This is a genomic window from Streptomyces cinereoruber, assembly GCF_009299385.1.
GTDB classification, from domain to species: domain Bacteria; phylum Actinomycetota; class Actinomycetes; order Streptomycetales; family Streptomycetaceae; genus Streptomyces; species Streptomyces bikiniensis.
Genome location: NZ_CP023693.1, coordinates 3,376,442 through 3,391,691 on the forward strand (window position 1 = coordinate 3,376,442; position 15,250 = coordinate 3,391,691).

The 15,250-nt window shown below is 73.5% G+C and carries 12 protein-coding genes; 5 read left to right on the plus strand and 7 right to left on the minus strand.

Annotated features, from left to right (window positions below):
* Positions 1-11 precede the first annotated feature (11 nt).
* From CP977_RS14975 to CP977_RS14990, 4 genes are all read right to left on the minus strand, one after another.
* Entirely contained in the window at positions 12-1,106 is a 1,095-nt protein-coding gene (locus CP977_RS14975) for a baeRF3 domain-containing protein (RefSeq protein WP_062754619.1), read from the minus strand.
* 116 nt (positions 1,107-1,222) lie between these two features.
* Positions 1,223-1,750: a DUF1269 domain-containing protein gene (locus CP977_RS14980; RefSeq protein ID WP_062754617.1), complete on the minus strand. Its 528-nt coding sequence runs from the start codon at positions 1,748-1,750 to the stop codon at positions 1,223-1,225.
* 118 nt (positions 1,751-1,868) lie between these two features.
* The gene (locus CP977_RS14985; protein ID WP_079131158.1) at positions 1,869-3,878 is read right to left on the minus strand and encodes an MFS transporter; all 2,010 of its coding nucleotides are present in this window, start codon (positions 3,876-3,878) and stop codon (positions 1,869-1,871) included.
* A gap of 138 nt (positions 3,879-4,016) precedes the next feature.
* A complete protein-coding gene (locus CP977_RS14990; RefSeq protein ID WP_208420700.1) occupies positions 4,017-6,482 on the minus strand; it encodes a D-alanyl-D-alanine carboxypeptidase family protein in 2,466 nt (821 codons plus the stop codon).
* 162 nt (positions 6,483-6,644) lie between these two features.
* Here CP977_RS14990 and CP977_RS14995 point away from each other — a divergent pair, with 162 nt between their 5' ends.
* The 3 genes from CP977_RS14995 (at position 6,645) to CP977_RS15005 (ending at position 8,790) form a co-directional block, all read left to right on the plus strand.
* Complete coding sequence (locus CP977_RS14995; RefSeq protein WP_062754613.1) at positions 6,645-7,343, plus strand: GOLPH3/VPS74 family protein; 699 nt, start codon at positions 6,645-6,647, stop codon at positions 7,341-7,343.
* A gap of 194 nt (positions 7,344-7,537) precedes the next feature.
* On the plus strand, positions 7,538-8,398 hold the full coding sequence (locus tag CP977_RS15000) for a helix-turn-helix domain-containing protein (protein WP_053640749.1): 861 nt from the start codon (positions 7,538-7,540) through the stop codon (positions 8,396-8,398).
* Positions 8,399-8,589: 191 nt separating this feature from the next.
* Entirely contained in the window at positions 8,590-8,790 is a 201-nt protein-coding gene (locus CP977_RS15005) for a DUF397 domain-containing protein (protein ID WP_062754608.1), read from the plus strand.
* 113 nt (positions 8,791-8,903) lie between these two features.
* Here CP977_RS15005 and CP977_RS15010 read toward each other — a convergent pair whose 3' ends face one another.
* From CP977_RS15010 to CP977_RS15020, 3 genes are all read right to left on the minus strand, one after another.
* Positions 8,904-10,022 carry an ADP-ribosylglycohydrolase family protein gene (locus CP977_RS15010; RefSeq protein WP_152370286.1) on the minus strand — a complete coding sequence of 373 codons (1,119 nt, stop codon included), beginning with the start codon at positions 10,020-10,022 and terminating at the stop codon, positions 8,904-8,906.
* Positions 10,023-10,189: 167 nt separating this feature from the next.
* Positions 10,190-12,775, minus strand: a complete 2,586-nt coding sequence (locus CP977_RS15015; RefSeq protein WP_152370287.1) for a bifunctional FO biosynthesis protein CofGH — start codon at positions 12,773-12,775, stop codon at positions 10,190-10,192.
* 102 nt (positions 12,776-12,877) lie between these two features.
* Positions 12,878-13,708, minus strand: a complete 831-nt coding sequence (locus CP977_RS15020) for an LLM class F420-dependent oxidoreductase (RefSeq protein WP_062754600.1) — start codon at positions 13,706-13,708, stop codon at positions 12,878-12,880.
* A 103-nt stretch (positions 13,709-13,811) separates the two neighbouring features.
* Between CP977_RS15020 and CP977_RS15025 the strand changes: the two genes are divergently transcribed.
* On the plus strand, positions 13,812-14,588 hold the full coding sequence (locus CP977_RS15025) for a GNAT family N-acetyltransferase (RefSeq protein ID WP_167308918.1): 777 nt from the start codon (positions 13,812-13,814) through the stop codon (positions 14,586-14,588).
* A 151-nt stretch (positions 14,589-14,739) separates the two neighbouring features.
* Positions 14,740-15,207 carry a carboxymuconolactone decarboxylase family protein gene (locus CP977_RS15030; RefSeq protein ID WP_062754598.1) on the plus strand — a complete coding sequence of 156 codons (468 nt, stop codon included), beginning with the start codon at positions 14,740-14,742 and terminating at the stop codon, positions 15,205-15,207.
* Positions 15,208-15,250: the final 43 nt, after the last annotated feature.

Consider the following 15,250-nt stretch of genomic DNA (forward strand, 5'->3'; position numbering starts at 1 on the left):
GTCTCCCGGGGTCAGTAGCGCAGTACGGCGGCGATGCGGGCGGCGTCGGCCAGGGAGTCGTCCCGTACGAACCGCACCTCGGCCCCGGTCTCCAGGGCCTGTTCGACGATCTCGTCCACGATGTCGTCGCGGGCGTCGAGGTCGGAGGCCTCCGCCGGTTCCAGGTGGTCGCCGTGGTCCCGTACGACCGCCCGGTGGTGCTCCTCGACGGCGAGCAGGTGGATCCGGCCCTCCTTCGCCGCCCGCCACACCTCGTCCAGGCCGCCGGCGTACTCCCGCCGGCCCCGGGCCGCGTCCAGCTCGGCCAGGACGGTGGTCGTCAGGGCCGCCTCGTGGGCGTCGGTCAGCGGCTCCACCGCCTTCCGCACGGCCTCCGCCGGCCCGTGCCCCAGGCCGCCCTGCCGGACCGGGGTCGTCCCCTGCGGCAGGGCCCCGGTCTCCTCCAGGAGGGAGACGGCGGGCGCCTCGCCGATCACGTACAGCGGGCGCGGCTCGGAGGCGAGGACGGTCCGCAGCGCCTGGTGCGCGTCCCGGAAGAAGGCGCGCGTGTCCTCGTCCTGGAAGGTGCTCGGCACGTCCCCGACGCGCTCCTCGCGCTCCACGTCCTGGGGCTCCAGGCTCCGCTCGAACGGGAAGCCGTCCCCCGTGTGCTCGACGGTCCGCTCCGGGCCGCCGCTCCACAGCGCGACCCGGTCGGCGGCCACGGTCAGCGCCCAGTACGGGCGTTCGGCGGCCTGCGCGGCCACCAGGTTGCGGGTGAGGAAGGTGTCCGCGAGGACCACCCGCTCCGGCACCTCCCGGGCCACCGTCCACACCTGGTGCTCGCCGGGCGCCGCGAAGACCACCAGGCCGTCCTCCGCGTGCACGAGGTCGATCTCGGCGGCGGCCCGCTCCAGCTGGTCGAGCACGTCCGCGCGCCGCTCCCGCGTCACGCCCGGGTCCTCGTCCAGAGCCTTCTCGGCCCGCGCGAGGAGGTTGCGCAGCCGTACGGGGTCCTGCGAGCTGTCCGGTTCGCGGCGGTGCGTCGGCATCACGAGCGACACGGCGGGGTACGGGCGGGGCTGGCGCAGCTTGGCGAGCGCGTCGGCGCTGAGCGCGGGGTGCATGGGAGGCCTTTCGGGTGGGGGAGGGACAGACCTCAGGGCCTGAGGGTCTGAGGTCCTCGGAGGTACGGGGCGGGGCCCGGGCCCCGACTCGCGAGGTCGCGGTGGCCGGACACGCCCTAGGGGGCCGTGTCGGAGACGTGGACGGGGCCCGGGCCGTCCGGTCGGCCCGTGAGCTGTTCCGACAGTTCCCGTTCGTCCTCGTCGCTGAGCGAGGTCTTCAGGACCGTGCCGCCGTGCGGCTGCATCGCCGCAGTGAACTTGTCGTCCGTGATCTTCGACGCCATGATCACGACCGCCGCCGAGCCCGGCTTCAGCAGGTCGCCGACCTGCTCGCGGAAACGGTCGTCGACGCCCGACCTGGCGAGCCTGCCGACCAGGCCGCCCAGGGCCGCGCCCGTCACGAGGCCGACGCCGGGCAGCAGGAACAGGATGCCGAAGATCGCTCCCCACAGGGCGCCCGTGGCGGCGGTGGAGGCGACGACGCGGCTGGAGGTGTCGACGTGGGTGCGCCCGTCGGCGTCGACCGAGACCGTCGCGAGCCCGTTCAGGCGCACGACGTGGTCCCGTTGCAGGTCCTGCACCGTACCGAGGGCCCGTTCGGCCTCGGCGGGGTCGTCGTAGCCGATGACGATGAGCTCGGACATCCCTGTCCACCTCCAGAAGGCGCCGTGCGGGGCGCCGCGGTCCACGCACCGACATCCTTGTCCGGGATGTCCGTTTTCGCGACTCGGGTGGAGGCGCCCGGCCCCTATGGGCGGCGGCTCAGCGCAGTTCCTCCGGGCAGGCCGTGCCCCGGGAGAGCTTGTACGGGGAGCCGAGCCTGTAGGTGCCCGCCTTCGGCGCGACCAGCTCCGTCCACTCGTCGCCCTGCGCGTCCGCCTCCGTCCGGAACAGGCAGCCCTCCTCGTTGGCGAAGACCTTGGGCAGCTCGGTCTCCGACTCCTCGCGGGCCGCCTTCGACTCCTCGGTCTCCTGCGGCGGCGCGATCTTGTCGCCGTTCTCGTCCATGAGGGCGAGCCACGGCGAGTACGGCACCCGGATGAGGACCCGGCCGGGGCTGTCGACCCGGATGACGACCTCGTTCGCCGCCACGCTCTCGACCCGGGCGGGCGGCTCCGCCAGCGGGGTCGGGTCCGCGACCTCGTACAGGCGCCAGTTCTCGTCCGACCAGACCTGCTCCAGGTAGGGCAGGCCCTTGTCGACCAGCTCCGCCTCCCGCTCGGCGCCGGAGTCGGGGGCGCCGGTCGGCAGGACCACGAAGTGGACGGCCCAGCGGTCGAGCCAGTCCTGGTAGTTCACGGCGTTGAGGGTGTCGTCGTAGAAGAGCGGGTTGCGCTCCATGTCGGCCTGCCGGTTCCAGCCCCGCGCCAGGTTGATGTACGGGCTGAGCGCGGAGGACTCGCGGTGGCTGGAGGCCGGCACGACCTCGACCCGCGCCTTGCCCGCGCCCCGCACCTGGAGCTGGTTGACCAGAGGCGCCAGCTCGCGCGCCCAGGAGGCGTCCGGGGCGGTGCGGATGACGTCGTCGACGCTCTTGAAGCCGATCCAGAGGTTCAGACCCGCGAAGGCGAGCAGCAGCGCGTACCAGCGGCGCGAGCGCGGCGCGGTGTACGGCAGGGCGGCGAGCAGCACGACCCCGGCGAAGAGCATCGGGAGCCGCGAGATGTTCGAGCCGATCTGGGAGTCGATCGCCCAGGTCAGGAAGGTGCCCACCGTGTACACGGCGGCGGCGGTGCGGACCGTCCGCCAGTCCTTCGGCACCAGGAAGAAGACCAGGACCCCGAAGACCATCGGCAGCGCGGCCGAGCCGAAGGCCATCGGCTGCGTGCCCGAGAAGGGGAAGAGCCAGGAGGAGAGGGCGACCACGGCCACGGGCGCGAGGCCGAGGGCGTACGCGCCGGGGCGCCGCTTGTTGAGGAAGAGCGCCGCCGCCGCCACCCCGAGGAAGAGCCCGGCGACCGGGCTGCACGCGGTCGCGAGCCCGGCGAGCGGGGCGGCGACCACGGCCTTCGCCCAGCGCTTGCGGCGCCAGCGGTGCGGCCAGCAGAAGACGGCGGCGACCGCGCCGAGCGCGAACATCATGCCGAGGCCGAAGGTCACCCGGCCCGACAGGGCGTTGCAGAGGAAGGCGAAGACGCCCGCGACCGCGCAGGCCATCGGATTGCGGACCGCCCGCACCCGCACCAGGATCAGCGCGGTCAGCGCGGCCGACAGGGTCCCGGCGATCATCATCGTGGTGCGGACGCCGAGCAGCGACATCAGGTAGGGCGAGACGACGCTGTACGAGACCGGGTGCATCCCGCCGTACCAGGCGAGGTTGTACGCGGAGTCCGGGTGCCGTCCGACGAACTCGGCCCACGCGTCCTGCGCGGCCAGGTCCCCGCCGCTGTTCGCGAAGAGGAAGAACCAGAGGACGTGGGTCAGGGCGGCGAGCCCCGTGGCCACCATGACGGTGTGACGGCGCTTCCGCCGCCGCACCGGAGCGGTCGCTTCCGGGGCGGGCCGCTGTGCCGGTAGCGGTATTCGCGAGAGCGAAGGGGTGCTGGGCGCGGCGGCGGGAACGGGCTCCGCGCCCGCGGTGGACACGGAGGGCCCGGTGGCCCCGGTGGACGCCGAGTACCCGCCGGCCCCGGAGGACGGTGAGGACCCGGTGGACGGTGAGGACCCGGTGGGCGCCCCGGAGGGGGCGGAGGAGCCGGAGAGCGGGTCGGGGTGCGGGTCGGGCGGGGAGGAGTCCGCGCGGTCGGCGCGTGTCGGCTCGGCGGTGGTCACTGCGGCCCTCTCCCGTACGTCCCGTCTCACCCCGCGCGGAGGCCCGCGCGTGCTTCTCGTCCCCCGGAAACGCTAACAGCAGGACGCCCCGGAGAACCGGGGCGCCCATCCGAGCGGGTGGCCCTCCGGCCGCGCCGCTCAGCCCACGCGGGTCAGCTTCTTGTCGAAGCCCGGCTCCGCCAGGTCGGTCTGGAGGGCGACCGGGGAGCTGACCTTCCCGGCGCCCGTGCCGATCGACACCTGGCCGACGACGTCGCCCGCCTTGCCGCTGTGCGGGACGGCCTTGCCGCCGTCGGTGAGCTCCAGCTCGACCTTCAGGCCCGGCCAGCCGACCGCCTTGAGCTCCTTGGTGGCGACCACGGGGGTCTTCCCGCCGAGGCCGTCGTCCACGTAGCCGAGGACCTGACCCTTGCGGACCACGGGGGCCGAGGCGACGTCCTCCTGCGCCTGCTTGATCAGCTCGTAGCTGTAGTCGATGGAGAGCTGGAGCTTGTCGCCCAGGTACTTGGCGTTCTTGGCCCCCATCACGATGCCGAGGATCCGGCGGTTCTGACCGTCGACGATGGTGTTCGCCGACCAGAGGAGGTTGCCGCCGGCCGGGGTGGAGGAGCCGGTCTTGATGCCGCCCACACCCGGCTTGAGCAGGATGCTGTTGTTGTTCTCGATCCGCCCGGGGATGCCGTCGATGGTCACGTTCGGCGTGTTCACGATCTCGCGGAACACGTCGTACTGCATGACCGCCTTCGCCAGCTTCAGCTGGTCCTGCGGCGTCGAGACCGTGCTGTCGAGCAGGCCGGACGGGTCCGTGTACGTGGACTGGGTCATGCCCAGGTCCTTGGCGGCGGCGTTCATCTTCTCGACGAACGCGGCCTCGGAGCCGGCGTCCCAGCGGGCGAGCAGCCGGGCCACGTTGTTGGCGGAGGGGATCATCAGGAGCTGGAGCAGCTCCTTCTCCGAGTAGGTCTGGCCCTCCTGGACCGCCGCGGTCGACTCGTGCTCCGCCTTGCCCTGCTCGGCGGCCTTCTTGTCGATCTCGATCTCGGGGCCCTTCTCCTTCCCCTTGAGGGGGTGGTCGCGGAGGATCACGTACGCCGTCATCGTCTTGGTGACGGACGCGATCGGGGCCGGCTTCTGGGGCCCGTACGTGCCCATGGAGCCGACGCCCTCGACCTCGACGGCGCCCTGCCCCTCACCGGGCCACGGCATCTTCAGCTCGCCGCCCTCGAAGGTGAAGGTCGGCGCGGCGGAGAGCTTCAGGGCGGGCGCGGGCAGCGGGCGGACCATCTGCGCGATCACGAAGACGATCATGAGGAGCAGGACCAGCGGGGTCCAGATCCGGATCCGGCGCAGGGTCGTCCGCAGCGGGCTCGGCGGCGGGGGCGGGGTGTTCGTCAGCTCCGCGAGCAGGTCGAGCGGGGGGAGCGGCGGCAGCGGCTGCTGCCGGGTCCGCTCCGGCTCGGCGAGCGCCGGCGGCACGGAGGCGGACGCGGGCGCGGGGGCGGGCTCGACGGACTCGGCCTCCGGCGCCTTCCGCTCGGCCGGGATGTCGGGCCGCAGCGGCAGGAAGGTGCTGGTGCGCTCGCTGTCGGAGTCGGATACGGAGTCGGTGCCGACGCCCGCGCCCGCCGGACCGGCCGGGAGCTTCAGGGCGGTCGTCGGCTGGTCCACCGGCGGCCGGATCATCTTGAACATGGCGGTCGGCTGGTCGACCGGCTTCTCGTCGGCGGAGGCGTCGTCGGACGCGTCGCCGGAAGCGCCCTCGGAGGGACCGCCGGAGGCGTCGAGGCCGGCCTCGGGAGCCTTGGCGTCTCCGGAGCCCTCAGAGCCCTCAGAGCCCTTGGAGCCCTCGGCGGGCGCCGGGGCCTTCTCGGACTCGGCCTTCGCCCCGGCGGGCGCCTTCCGGGCGGCGAACCAGGAGTCGGCGGGCGCCTCGCCCTCGGTCTCGTCCGTCTCGTCCGTCTCGTCGGTCTCGTCGGCGGACGTCTCGGCCTTCACCGGCGCGGCAGGCTCCTCGGCCGGCTTCTCGGCCGCCGCCCCGCCCTCGCCGTCCTCGCCGGACTCGCGGCCCGGCTCTTCCCCGGCCGTGGCGGCGTCCTCCGGCTCCCCGGCCGGCTCGTCGTCCTCCCCGGGACCGTCCGCGGCCTCCTCGGGCGCCGCAGGCTCCCCCTCGGCCTTCCCGGGCTCCTCCGCCGCCGTGGCGACCCACGCCGCCACGGCCGCCTTGAGCCGCTCGCTCCCGGGCTCGGGCGCAGACGCGGACTCGTGCGCGGACTCCGTCTCGTGCGCGGACTCCGGCTCGGGCGCCGACTCCGCCCCCGCCTCCTCGTCCGGTTCCGCCCCGGCGGCCCCCTTCGGGGCGTCGCCCTCGGGCGTACGCGGGGTCAGGTTCTTGAACACGGCGGTCGGCTGGTCGACCCGTACCGGCGAGTCCCCGCCCTCCGAGTCCCCCAAGGGCTCCGACGGCTCCGAAGGCGCTGACTCCCGGAGTACGGAAAGCCGCGGATCCCGGCCGCCGCCGCCCGAGGCCGCCGTCGTCTCCGACGACCCCTGCTGCTCCGCCCTGTCGGGGGACTCGCCCGCCACCGTGCCTCCTCCATGCGTCATACGTACGTCCGAACCGTCTACCAGTGTCCTGTGTGAACCCCTTGGCCCCCGTGCTAGACGAGAACGACATACCTACCGGTTCCCGGATGAACCACCCGGGCGCTCTCGACAGATGAATGTGAGAGGGGTCACCCTGTCATTCATCCACGCGGGGAGGCATGGATGGGCAGGAGCCGCAGAACTATTCCGGAGGAGCTTCTGCTGCTCGCTCTGGACCCGACCACGGGTACCACAGCGCAGCCGCAGTCGCTCGACCTCGGCCTGGCCGGAGCACAGCTAGTGGAGCTGGCGCTGGCAGGCCGGATAGCCCCTGACGGGGATCGTATCGCCGTGGTGATGCCACGGCCGACCGGAGATCCGACACTGGACTCCGCACTGGAACTGCTGCGCAGGCGCGGCAGCCCGGTCCGGGCCGTCCACTGGATAGGCGGGCCCCGACTGGGGCTCCGTCAGACGTATCTCTCGCATCTGGAGCGATGCGGCATGGTGCATGCCGTGGAGGGCCAGATGTGCGGGGTGTTGCCGACGACTCGCTACCAGGCGACGGACACGGCGATCAGTCGGGAGATCCGTGCCCGGCTGGACAGTGCGATCCGCACCGGCGTACCGCCGGACCCGCGGACCGCGGCGCTCGCCGCGCTGGCCCATGCGGTCGGTCTCGGCAAGCACCTCTACCCCGGCAACGAAGGACGGTCGTCGCGGTCCCGGCTGCGCGACCTGATCCGGCACGACCCGATGGGCGGACTCGTGGCGCACGCCGTGATGGACGTCCAGAACGGCGCGGGGGCGCAACCGCGCCGAAGCGCCCCGGGCGTTCCGGCGCAGCCACACGGCGGAATGGCCCGCGCGGCGGCGCACTGAGCACCACGGCACCGCGGCGACAAGGCGCCGCACGAACCATCCCGGGAGCCGCACAACAGTGCGGGGCGGTCTGGACGACCGCCCCGCACATGTGCGTTGTCCCCGTTTCCCAGCGCACACACGGCCTTTGGTGGCAGTCTGCCAAGCGGTAGACACTCACAGCTACGCAGCAGACAGCCGGAGGTGCAGTTTCCGTGGCGTCCAACGTCAACCCCACCGTCAGGCGACGCCGATTGGGCCAGGAGCTGCGCAAGCTCCGGGAGGCGAAGAACATGACGGCCGAGCAGGTCGCCGAGCGCCTCCTCGTCTCCCAGTCCAAGATCAGCCGTCTGGAGAACGGCCGCCGTTCCATCAGCCAGCGCGACGTCCGCGACCTGTGCGGCGTGTACGAGGTCGAGGACGAGCGCATGGTCGACTCCCTCATGCAGATGGCCAAGGACTCGCGCCAGCAGGGCTGGTGGCACGCCTTCGGCGACATCCCGTACAGCGTCTACATCGGTCTGGAGACGGACGCGGAGAGCCTGCGGATGTACGAGCCGCAGATCATCCCCGGACTGCTCCAGACCCACGAGTACGCCGAGGCCGTGATCGCCGGCGCGCTGCCGGAGTCGACGCCCGCGGACATCGAGAAGCGGGTCCAGGTCCGCACCCGCCGCCAGGAGCGGATCCGGGACGAGGAGCGCCCGCTGCGCCTCTGGGCCGTCATCGACGAGGGCGCGCTGCACCGGATCGTCGGCAGCCGGCAGTTGATGGTGCAGCAGCTGGAGCACCTGCTCGAACAGTCGCAGCTGCCGCACGTCACCGTGCAGGTGATGCCGTTCGACATGGGCGCGCACCCGGGGATCAGCGGCCAGTACTCGATCCTGGAGTTCCCGGACGCCTCGGACTCCAGCGTCGTCTACATCGAGGGCGTCACGAGCGACCTGTACCTGGAGAAGGCCCAGGACGTCGGCAAGTACAGCGTCATGTACGAGCACCTGCGGGCGCAGGCGCTGAACGTCGACCAGACCAGGGAGTTCATCTCCAAGATGGCCAAGAAGCACGCCCAGGGCTGAGACCCGGACCGAGGGGCAGGCACGGTACACCCGGTCATCGCTCCCACGGAAGCCCAGTTGGAATATGCCACTCGGACGTGTGAACGCCGGTCCCGTCGCCCGGGACCGGCGAGTAGCGTCGATCACGTCGTCAAGAACGTTGGCGCGACACACCCCACTGGCAGAAACTGGCAGAACCGGAGCTGAGCAGCATGGCGATTATGCAGGGTGGTACGGACACCTGGACGAAGTCCTCCTACTCGGGTGGGAACGGGGCCTGCGTCGAAGTGAAGTCCCCCGTCGTGGCCGCGATCGCGGTGCGGGACTCGAAGGCCCCCGAGGGCCCGTCCCTCTCGTTCGGACCGGGTTCCTGGAACGCCTTCGTCGGCGAGGTGAGCAACGGGGCCCTCTAGGGCCCCGGGTGCGCGCGAGCCGCCACCCGCGCGACGAACAGAGCCCTCTCGTCCGGTCCGCCGTCCTGGCCGAGGGGGCTCGGTCCTTTTCCGGAACGCCCTCCGCGCGCGGCTCAGCCCCTCGGGTAGCGCGCCAGCCAGCCCGGCGCGGACTCCGCCGGGGTGTGCAGGGCGGCGCCCTGGGTCATCTCCATCGAGAAGTCGTCCGCCAGCTCCAGGACCGTCCCGCGGCCCTCCAGATCGGCCAGCCAGGCCGGCGGGAGGGCCGTGTCGCCGTGCAGGGCGCCCAGCAGGGCCCCGGTGAGCGCGCCGGTCACCGACGAGGGCCCGTCGTGGTTCACGGCGAGCCGCAGCCCGTGCCGTACGTCCTCGCCGACCAGGGCGCAGTAGACGGCCGCCGCCAGCTGCCCCTCGGCCCGGTCCTCCGCCGCCCCGAGGGCCGCCACCCGCTCCGCGTCCGGCACCCCCTCCCGTACGGCTCCGAGGGCGCGGCCGAGCGCCTCGGTGACCGGCTCGTGGCCGGGGTGGTCCGCGAGCCGCTCCAGGGCCCCGGCCACCGCCGCCTCCACGGGGCCGCCGCGGGCCAGGCCGTGGACGGTGACGGCGAAGGCGCCGGCCGCGAGCAGGGCGGCCGGGGCGCCATGGGTCTGGGCGGCGCACTCCACGGCGAGCCGGTGGACGAGCTCCGGCTCCCAGCCGACGAGCAGGCCGAAGGGGGCCGAGCGGACGAGGGCGCCTGAGTCGCCGGCCTCCGGGTTCTTGGGCTTGTCGGGGGTGCCCAGGTGCTCGTCGCCGAGGCCGGTGAGGCAGGCGCGGGGCGGGTTGCGGCGGGTGTAGAGCCACTCCTCGCGGGCGAGCCAGCCGTTGTCCTTGCGGCGCTCGTCGGGGCCCCAGTCGCGCTGGGTGGCGGCCCAGCGCAGATGGGCCCGGTGGACGTCGGTGGGCGGGTGCCAGGCGCCGGTGTCGCGGCGGACCTGGGCGCGGATCAGGCCGTCGACGGTGAAGAGGGTCATCTGGGTGGCGGCGGTGACGGCGCCCCGGCGGCCGAACGCGGGGACGGGGTCGGTGAGTCCGTCAGGTCCGTGGGCCTCGCGCAGCTCCGCGAGGGAGGTTCCGTCGGCGCCCGCCCCCAACGCGTCGCCGAGCGCCCCGCCGAGCAGACAGCCCCGCACCCGGGCCCGGAAGTCCTGCTGCTCGGCACGGCCCCACACGGCTGCGGCTGTCGTGGCCACGACGTGCCCTCCCCCGGTCGGCGGTTCGCTGTCGGTTCCCTCGCCGCACTGTAATGGACCGGATGTGCCCGTCCGGGGGACGGAACGTTATGTGTTCCGACGCCCTTCGGTCCGGTTTTGACCACAGTCGGTCAGGTCCCGGGCCCGTCACGGAGGGAGCGGCCTCCTCACTCCGCAGGCAGTACCGGGAGGAGTTCCGGCAGGTGCCCGTCGGAGGCCTCCGCCGCGCGCCGCCGCTCCTCCGGGACCTCCCCGTACAGGGTGGTGCGGGGCTTCGCCGGGCGGCCCGCCGCCTCCGCGATGGCCTCCAGGTCCTTGATCGAGCGGTACGAGCCGTAACTCGACCCGGCCATGCGGGAGATGGTCTCCTCCATCAGGGTGCCGCCCAGGTCGTTGGCGCCCGAGCGGAGCATCTCGGCGGCGCCCTCCGCGCCCAGCTTCACCCAGCTGGTCTGGATGTTGGGGATGTGCGGGTGGAGGAGGAGGCGGGCCATGGCGGTGACCGCGCGGTTGTCGCGGACGGTGGGGCCGGGGCGGGCGATGCCGGCGAGGTAGACGGGCGCGTTGGTGTGGATGAAGGGGAGCGTCACGAACTCCGTGAAGCCACCGGTCTGCTGCTGGACGCGGGCCAGGGTGCGGAAGTGGCCGAGCCAGTGCCGGGGCTGGTCCACGTGCCCGTACATCATCGTGGAGGAGGAGCGCAGGCCCAGCTCGTGGGCGGTGGTGATCACCTCGATCCAGGTGGCGGTGGGCAGTTTGCCCTTGGTGAGGACCCAGCGGACCTCGTCGTCGAGGATCTCGGCGGCGGTGCCGGGGATCGAGTCGAGCCCGGCCTCCTTCGCGGCCGTCAGCCACTCGCGGATCGACAGGCCGGTGCGGGAGGCGCCGTTGACGACCTCCATCGGGGAGAAGGCGTGCACGTGCATGCCGGGGACGCGCTCCTTCACCGCCCGCGCGATGTCGAAGTAGGCGGTGCCGGGCAGGTCGGGGTGGATGCCGCCCTGCATGCAGACCTCCACCGCGCCGACCTCCCAGGCCTGCTGGGCGCGGTCGGCGACCTGGTCGAGGGAGAGGGTGTACGCGTCGGCGTCGGTGCGGCGCTGGGCGAAGGCGCAGAAGCGGCAGCCGGTGTAGCAGACGTTGGTGAAGTTGATGTTCCGGGTGACGACGTACGTGACGTCGTCGCCGGCCACGTCACGGCGCAGGTCGTCGGCGATCCGGGTCAGGGCGTCCAGGGCGGGCCCGTCGGCGTGCAGGAGGGCCAGGGCCTGCGGGTCGGTGAGCCGGGTGGGGTCGTCGGCGGCGACGGCCAGCGCCTCGCGCACGTCGGTGTCGATGCGCTGCGGGACCATCCCGGGGGCGGCGGCCTCGCGCAGCGCCTCCCAGTCCCCGTACACCTCGTCGAAGTCGTCGCGCCGGTCGCCGGTGCGGCCGTCGGTGTCGATGGTGCGGTGCAGGTCGGTGCGGCCGGTGGCGGCGAAGGCCTCGTCGGGCTCCTGCCAGGGCAGGCCGCGCACGGGCGCGTCGGGGTTCGCGAGGCCGGTCCCGGGGTCGGCGAGGGCGCGGACGTGCGGGAGGAGCCGGGGGTCGAGCCAGGGTTCTCCCCGGGTGACGAACTCGGGGTAGACGCAGAGGCGTTCGCGCAGCTCGAAGCCGGCGGCGGCGGAGCGCTCGGCCAGCTCCTCGATCCTCGGCCAGGGGCGCTCGGGGTTGACGTGGTCGATGGTGAGCGGCGAGACGCCGCCCCAGTCGTCGATGCCGGCCGCGATGAGTCGCTCGTACTCGGCGTCGACCAGGTTCGGCGGGGCCTGGAGGCAGGCGGAGGGGCCCATGATGAGCCGGGCGACGGCGACGGTGGCGACCAGGTCGTCCAGCTCGGCGTCCGGCATCCCGCGCATCGCCGTGTCCGGCTTGGCGCGGAAGTTCTGGATGATCAGCTCCTGGACGGAGTGGTACGCGCGGGCGACGCGGCGCAGCGCGAACAGCGACTCGGCCCGCTCCTCCAGGGTCTCCCCGATGCCGAGGAGCAGCCCCGAGGTGAAGGGCACGGAGGAACGGCCCGCGTCCTCCAGGACCCTGAGCCGTACGGCCGGTTCCTTGTCGGGGGACCCGTAGTGGGGGCCGCCGGGCTCGGACCACAGCCGGGTCGCGGTCGTCTCCAGCATCATCCCCATGGAGGGCGCGACGGGCTTGAGGCGCTGGAAGTCGGTCCAGGACAGCACCCCGGGGTTGAGGTGCGGGAGCAGCCCGGTCTCCTCCAGGATCCGGATCGCCATGGCCCGCACGTACGCGATCGTGTCGTCGTAGCCGTGCGCGTCGAGCCACTCGCGCGCCTCGGGCCAGCGGTCCTCGGGCTTGTCCCCGAGCGTGATCAGGGCTTCCTTGCAGCCGAGTTCGGCGCCGCGCCGGGCGACGTCCAGGACCTCGTCGGGCGACATGAACATCCCGTGCCCGGCCCGGCGCAGCTTGCCGGGGACGGTGACGAAGGTGCAGTAGTGGCACTTGTCGCGGCAGAGCCGGGTCAGCGGAACGAACACGCTCTTGGAGTACGTGATGACGCCCGCCCGCCCGGCCGCCTCCAGACCGGCGTCCCGCACCCGCCCGGCGGACGCCACCAGGTCCGCCAGGTCGTCCCCGCGCGCCCGCAGCAGCACGGCGGCCTCGGAGACGTCGAGCGCGACCCCGTCCCTGGCCCGCCTCAGGGCCCGTCGCATGGCGTTCTCGGTGGGACGTGCTGCCTGGTGATCGGTCATGGAGCGAGCATACGAGCGGGCGGGGGGAGGGGGCCCGGGTCCCGGCCCCCCCGCCCCCGGCCCTCGGCGCCGACTCCCAGTACACGGCACCCGGTCAGGCGTTCACAGGTACCGCGCGTACCCGTCGAGCACCCCCAGCACCTCCCCCTCCTCCCCCGGTGGCAGTTGGAGGACGGCCTCCTCGCAGCCGAGGTCCGCGTAGTACGCGAGTTTGTCCGGGTTCGGCAGGACCGCGTACGGGACGACCCGGAGGGCCTTCGGGTCGCGGCCCGCCTCCTCCCAGGCCGTCCGCAGGGCCGGGAGGGCGTCCGCGAGGCCCCGGCCGCCGATCGGCAGCCAGCCGTCGGCCTGCGCGGCGATCTGCGCGAAGAGCTTCGGGCCCGCCGCCCCGCCGAGGAGGATCCGGGGCGCGCCGCCGGCCGGCTTGGGCCAGGCCTCGGAGGCGCGCACGGACTCCCCCGACTCCCCTGCGTACGCGGTGGGTTCGGGGGCCCACAGGGCCTTCATCAGGTCGATCCGGTCGCGGCCGAGCCTCCGGCGGGACGCCCACTCGACGCCGTGGTCGGCGGCCTCCTCCCTGTTCCAGCCGAAGCCGACGCCGAGCGTGAAGCGGCCGCCGGAGAGGTGGTCGAGGGTGGCGACCTGCTTGGCGAGCGCGATCGGGTCGTGCTGGGCGATCAGGGTGATGCCGGTGCCGAGCCCGAGGCGTTCGGTGACGGCGGCGGCCTGCCCGAGGGCGACGAAGGGGTCCAGGGTCCTGCCGTACTCCCGGGGCAGCTCGCCGCCCGCCGGGTAGGGCGTGGTCCGCTCGACGGGGATGTGGGTGTGCTCGGGCAGGTAGAGCCCGGCGAACCCGCGCTCCTCCAGCTCGCGCGCCAGGCGCACCGGAGTGATGGTCTCGTCGGTCAGGAAGATCGTGGTCGAGATCCGCATACCGGCACGGTAGGGGGTGGGGCGGGGTTTTCCGAGGCCCGTGCGGGCGCGCGCACCGGAGAAACCGGCTGCGCCCCTCTCACCCCTCCCCTACCGTGGCCCGGTGCTGAAGCGAATCGAGGCGTACTACGACGCCGTCCCCCGGTCCTCCGCCCGCGCCGAGGAGTTCGGCCCGCTGACCCTCTTCGTACGGGAGGGGGAGGGCTGGCCCTTCTACGCGCGGCCCGCGCTCGGGCACGAGGGGGAGGTCCCGGTCGCGGCCGTGGAGCGGGTGCGGGCCCGGCAGCGGGAGCTGGGGGTGCCCGAGGCCTTCGAGTGGGTCGCGGAGACGGCGCCGGGGCTGCGGGCGGCCGTGGAGGCGAGCGGGCTCGCCGTGCACGAGCACCCGCTGATGCTCCTGGAGGGCGCGCCCCTCACCGTACCGGAGCCCGCGGGCGTCACCGTACGAATGGTGGACGCAGACGATCCGGGCCTGGAGAGCGCCGTCGCCGCCCCGTACGCCGCCTTCGGCTTCCCGCCCGAGCCCGGCACCGCCGAGCGGACCGCCGCCCGGATCACGGCCGGCCTGACCCGGCTCGCTGCGGCCTTCGACGACACGGAGGACGGTACGGCGGGCGGTACGAAGGGGGCCGCCGCCCTCGCGGCCGGGCAGCACCAGCCCGTGGGAGGCGTCTCCGAGGTCGTCGGCGTCGGCACGGTCCCGGCGGCCCGGCGCCGGGGGCTCGGCCTCGCGGTCACGGCCGCCCTGGTGGCGGACGCCCGCGCCCGGGGCGCGGAGCTGGTGTTCCTGTCCGCCTCGGACGCGGACGTGGCCCGGCTCTACGGCCGGCTCGGCTTCCGCACGGTGGCGACCGCCCTCATCGCGGAGCCGGAGGCGTAAAGGCGCGGGACACGGGGCACGGGGCACGGGGATCGTTCCGGGGCCGGGAAAGAATTTCGGGGAAAGTCCTCCGGTCGTGTCACATCCCCGGCCCCCGCTCCGTCGTTGCGGTGAAGGCACACCCCGAACGAGACGCCGAGGAGCGATCACCATGACGCACACCCCCGAGGCCCGCATGACCAACCCCGCCTACGTCCTGTCCGAAGCCGGCCCCGCGATCCAGGGCCTCGTGAAGGCCACCCGCCAGGGCGGGGTCTCGGAGGAGATCCTGGAGCTCGTGCACCTGCGGGCCAGCCAGATCAACGGCTGCGGCTTCTGCGTGGACTACGGCGTGAGGAACGCCCGGAAGGCGGGCGTGAGCGACGAGAAGCTGTTCGCGGTCTCCGCCTGGCGCGAGTCCCCGCACTTCTCGGACGAGGAGCGGGCGGCCCTCGCGCTCGCCGAGCACGCGACCCGCATCGCCGACAGCACGGACGCCGTGCCGGACCCGGTGTGGGACGCGGCGGCCGACCACTTCGACGAGAAGCAGCTCGCCTCGATCGTGCTGATGATCAGCCTGACGAACTTCTTCAACCGGCTGAACGTCACCGTCCGGCAGCCGGCCGGCGTGGCGATCTGACCGTACGGGGCCGTCCCGGCGAGGTCGTAACCGGACCCGCCCG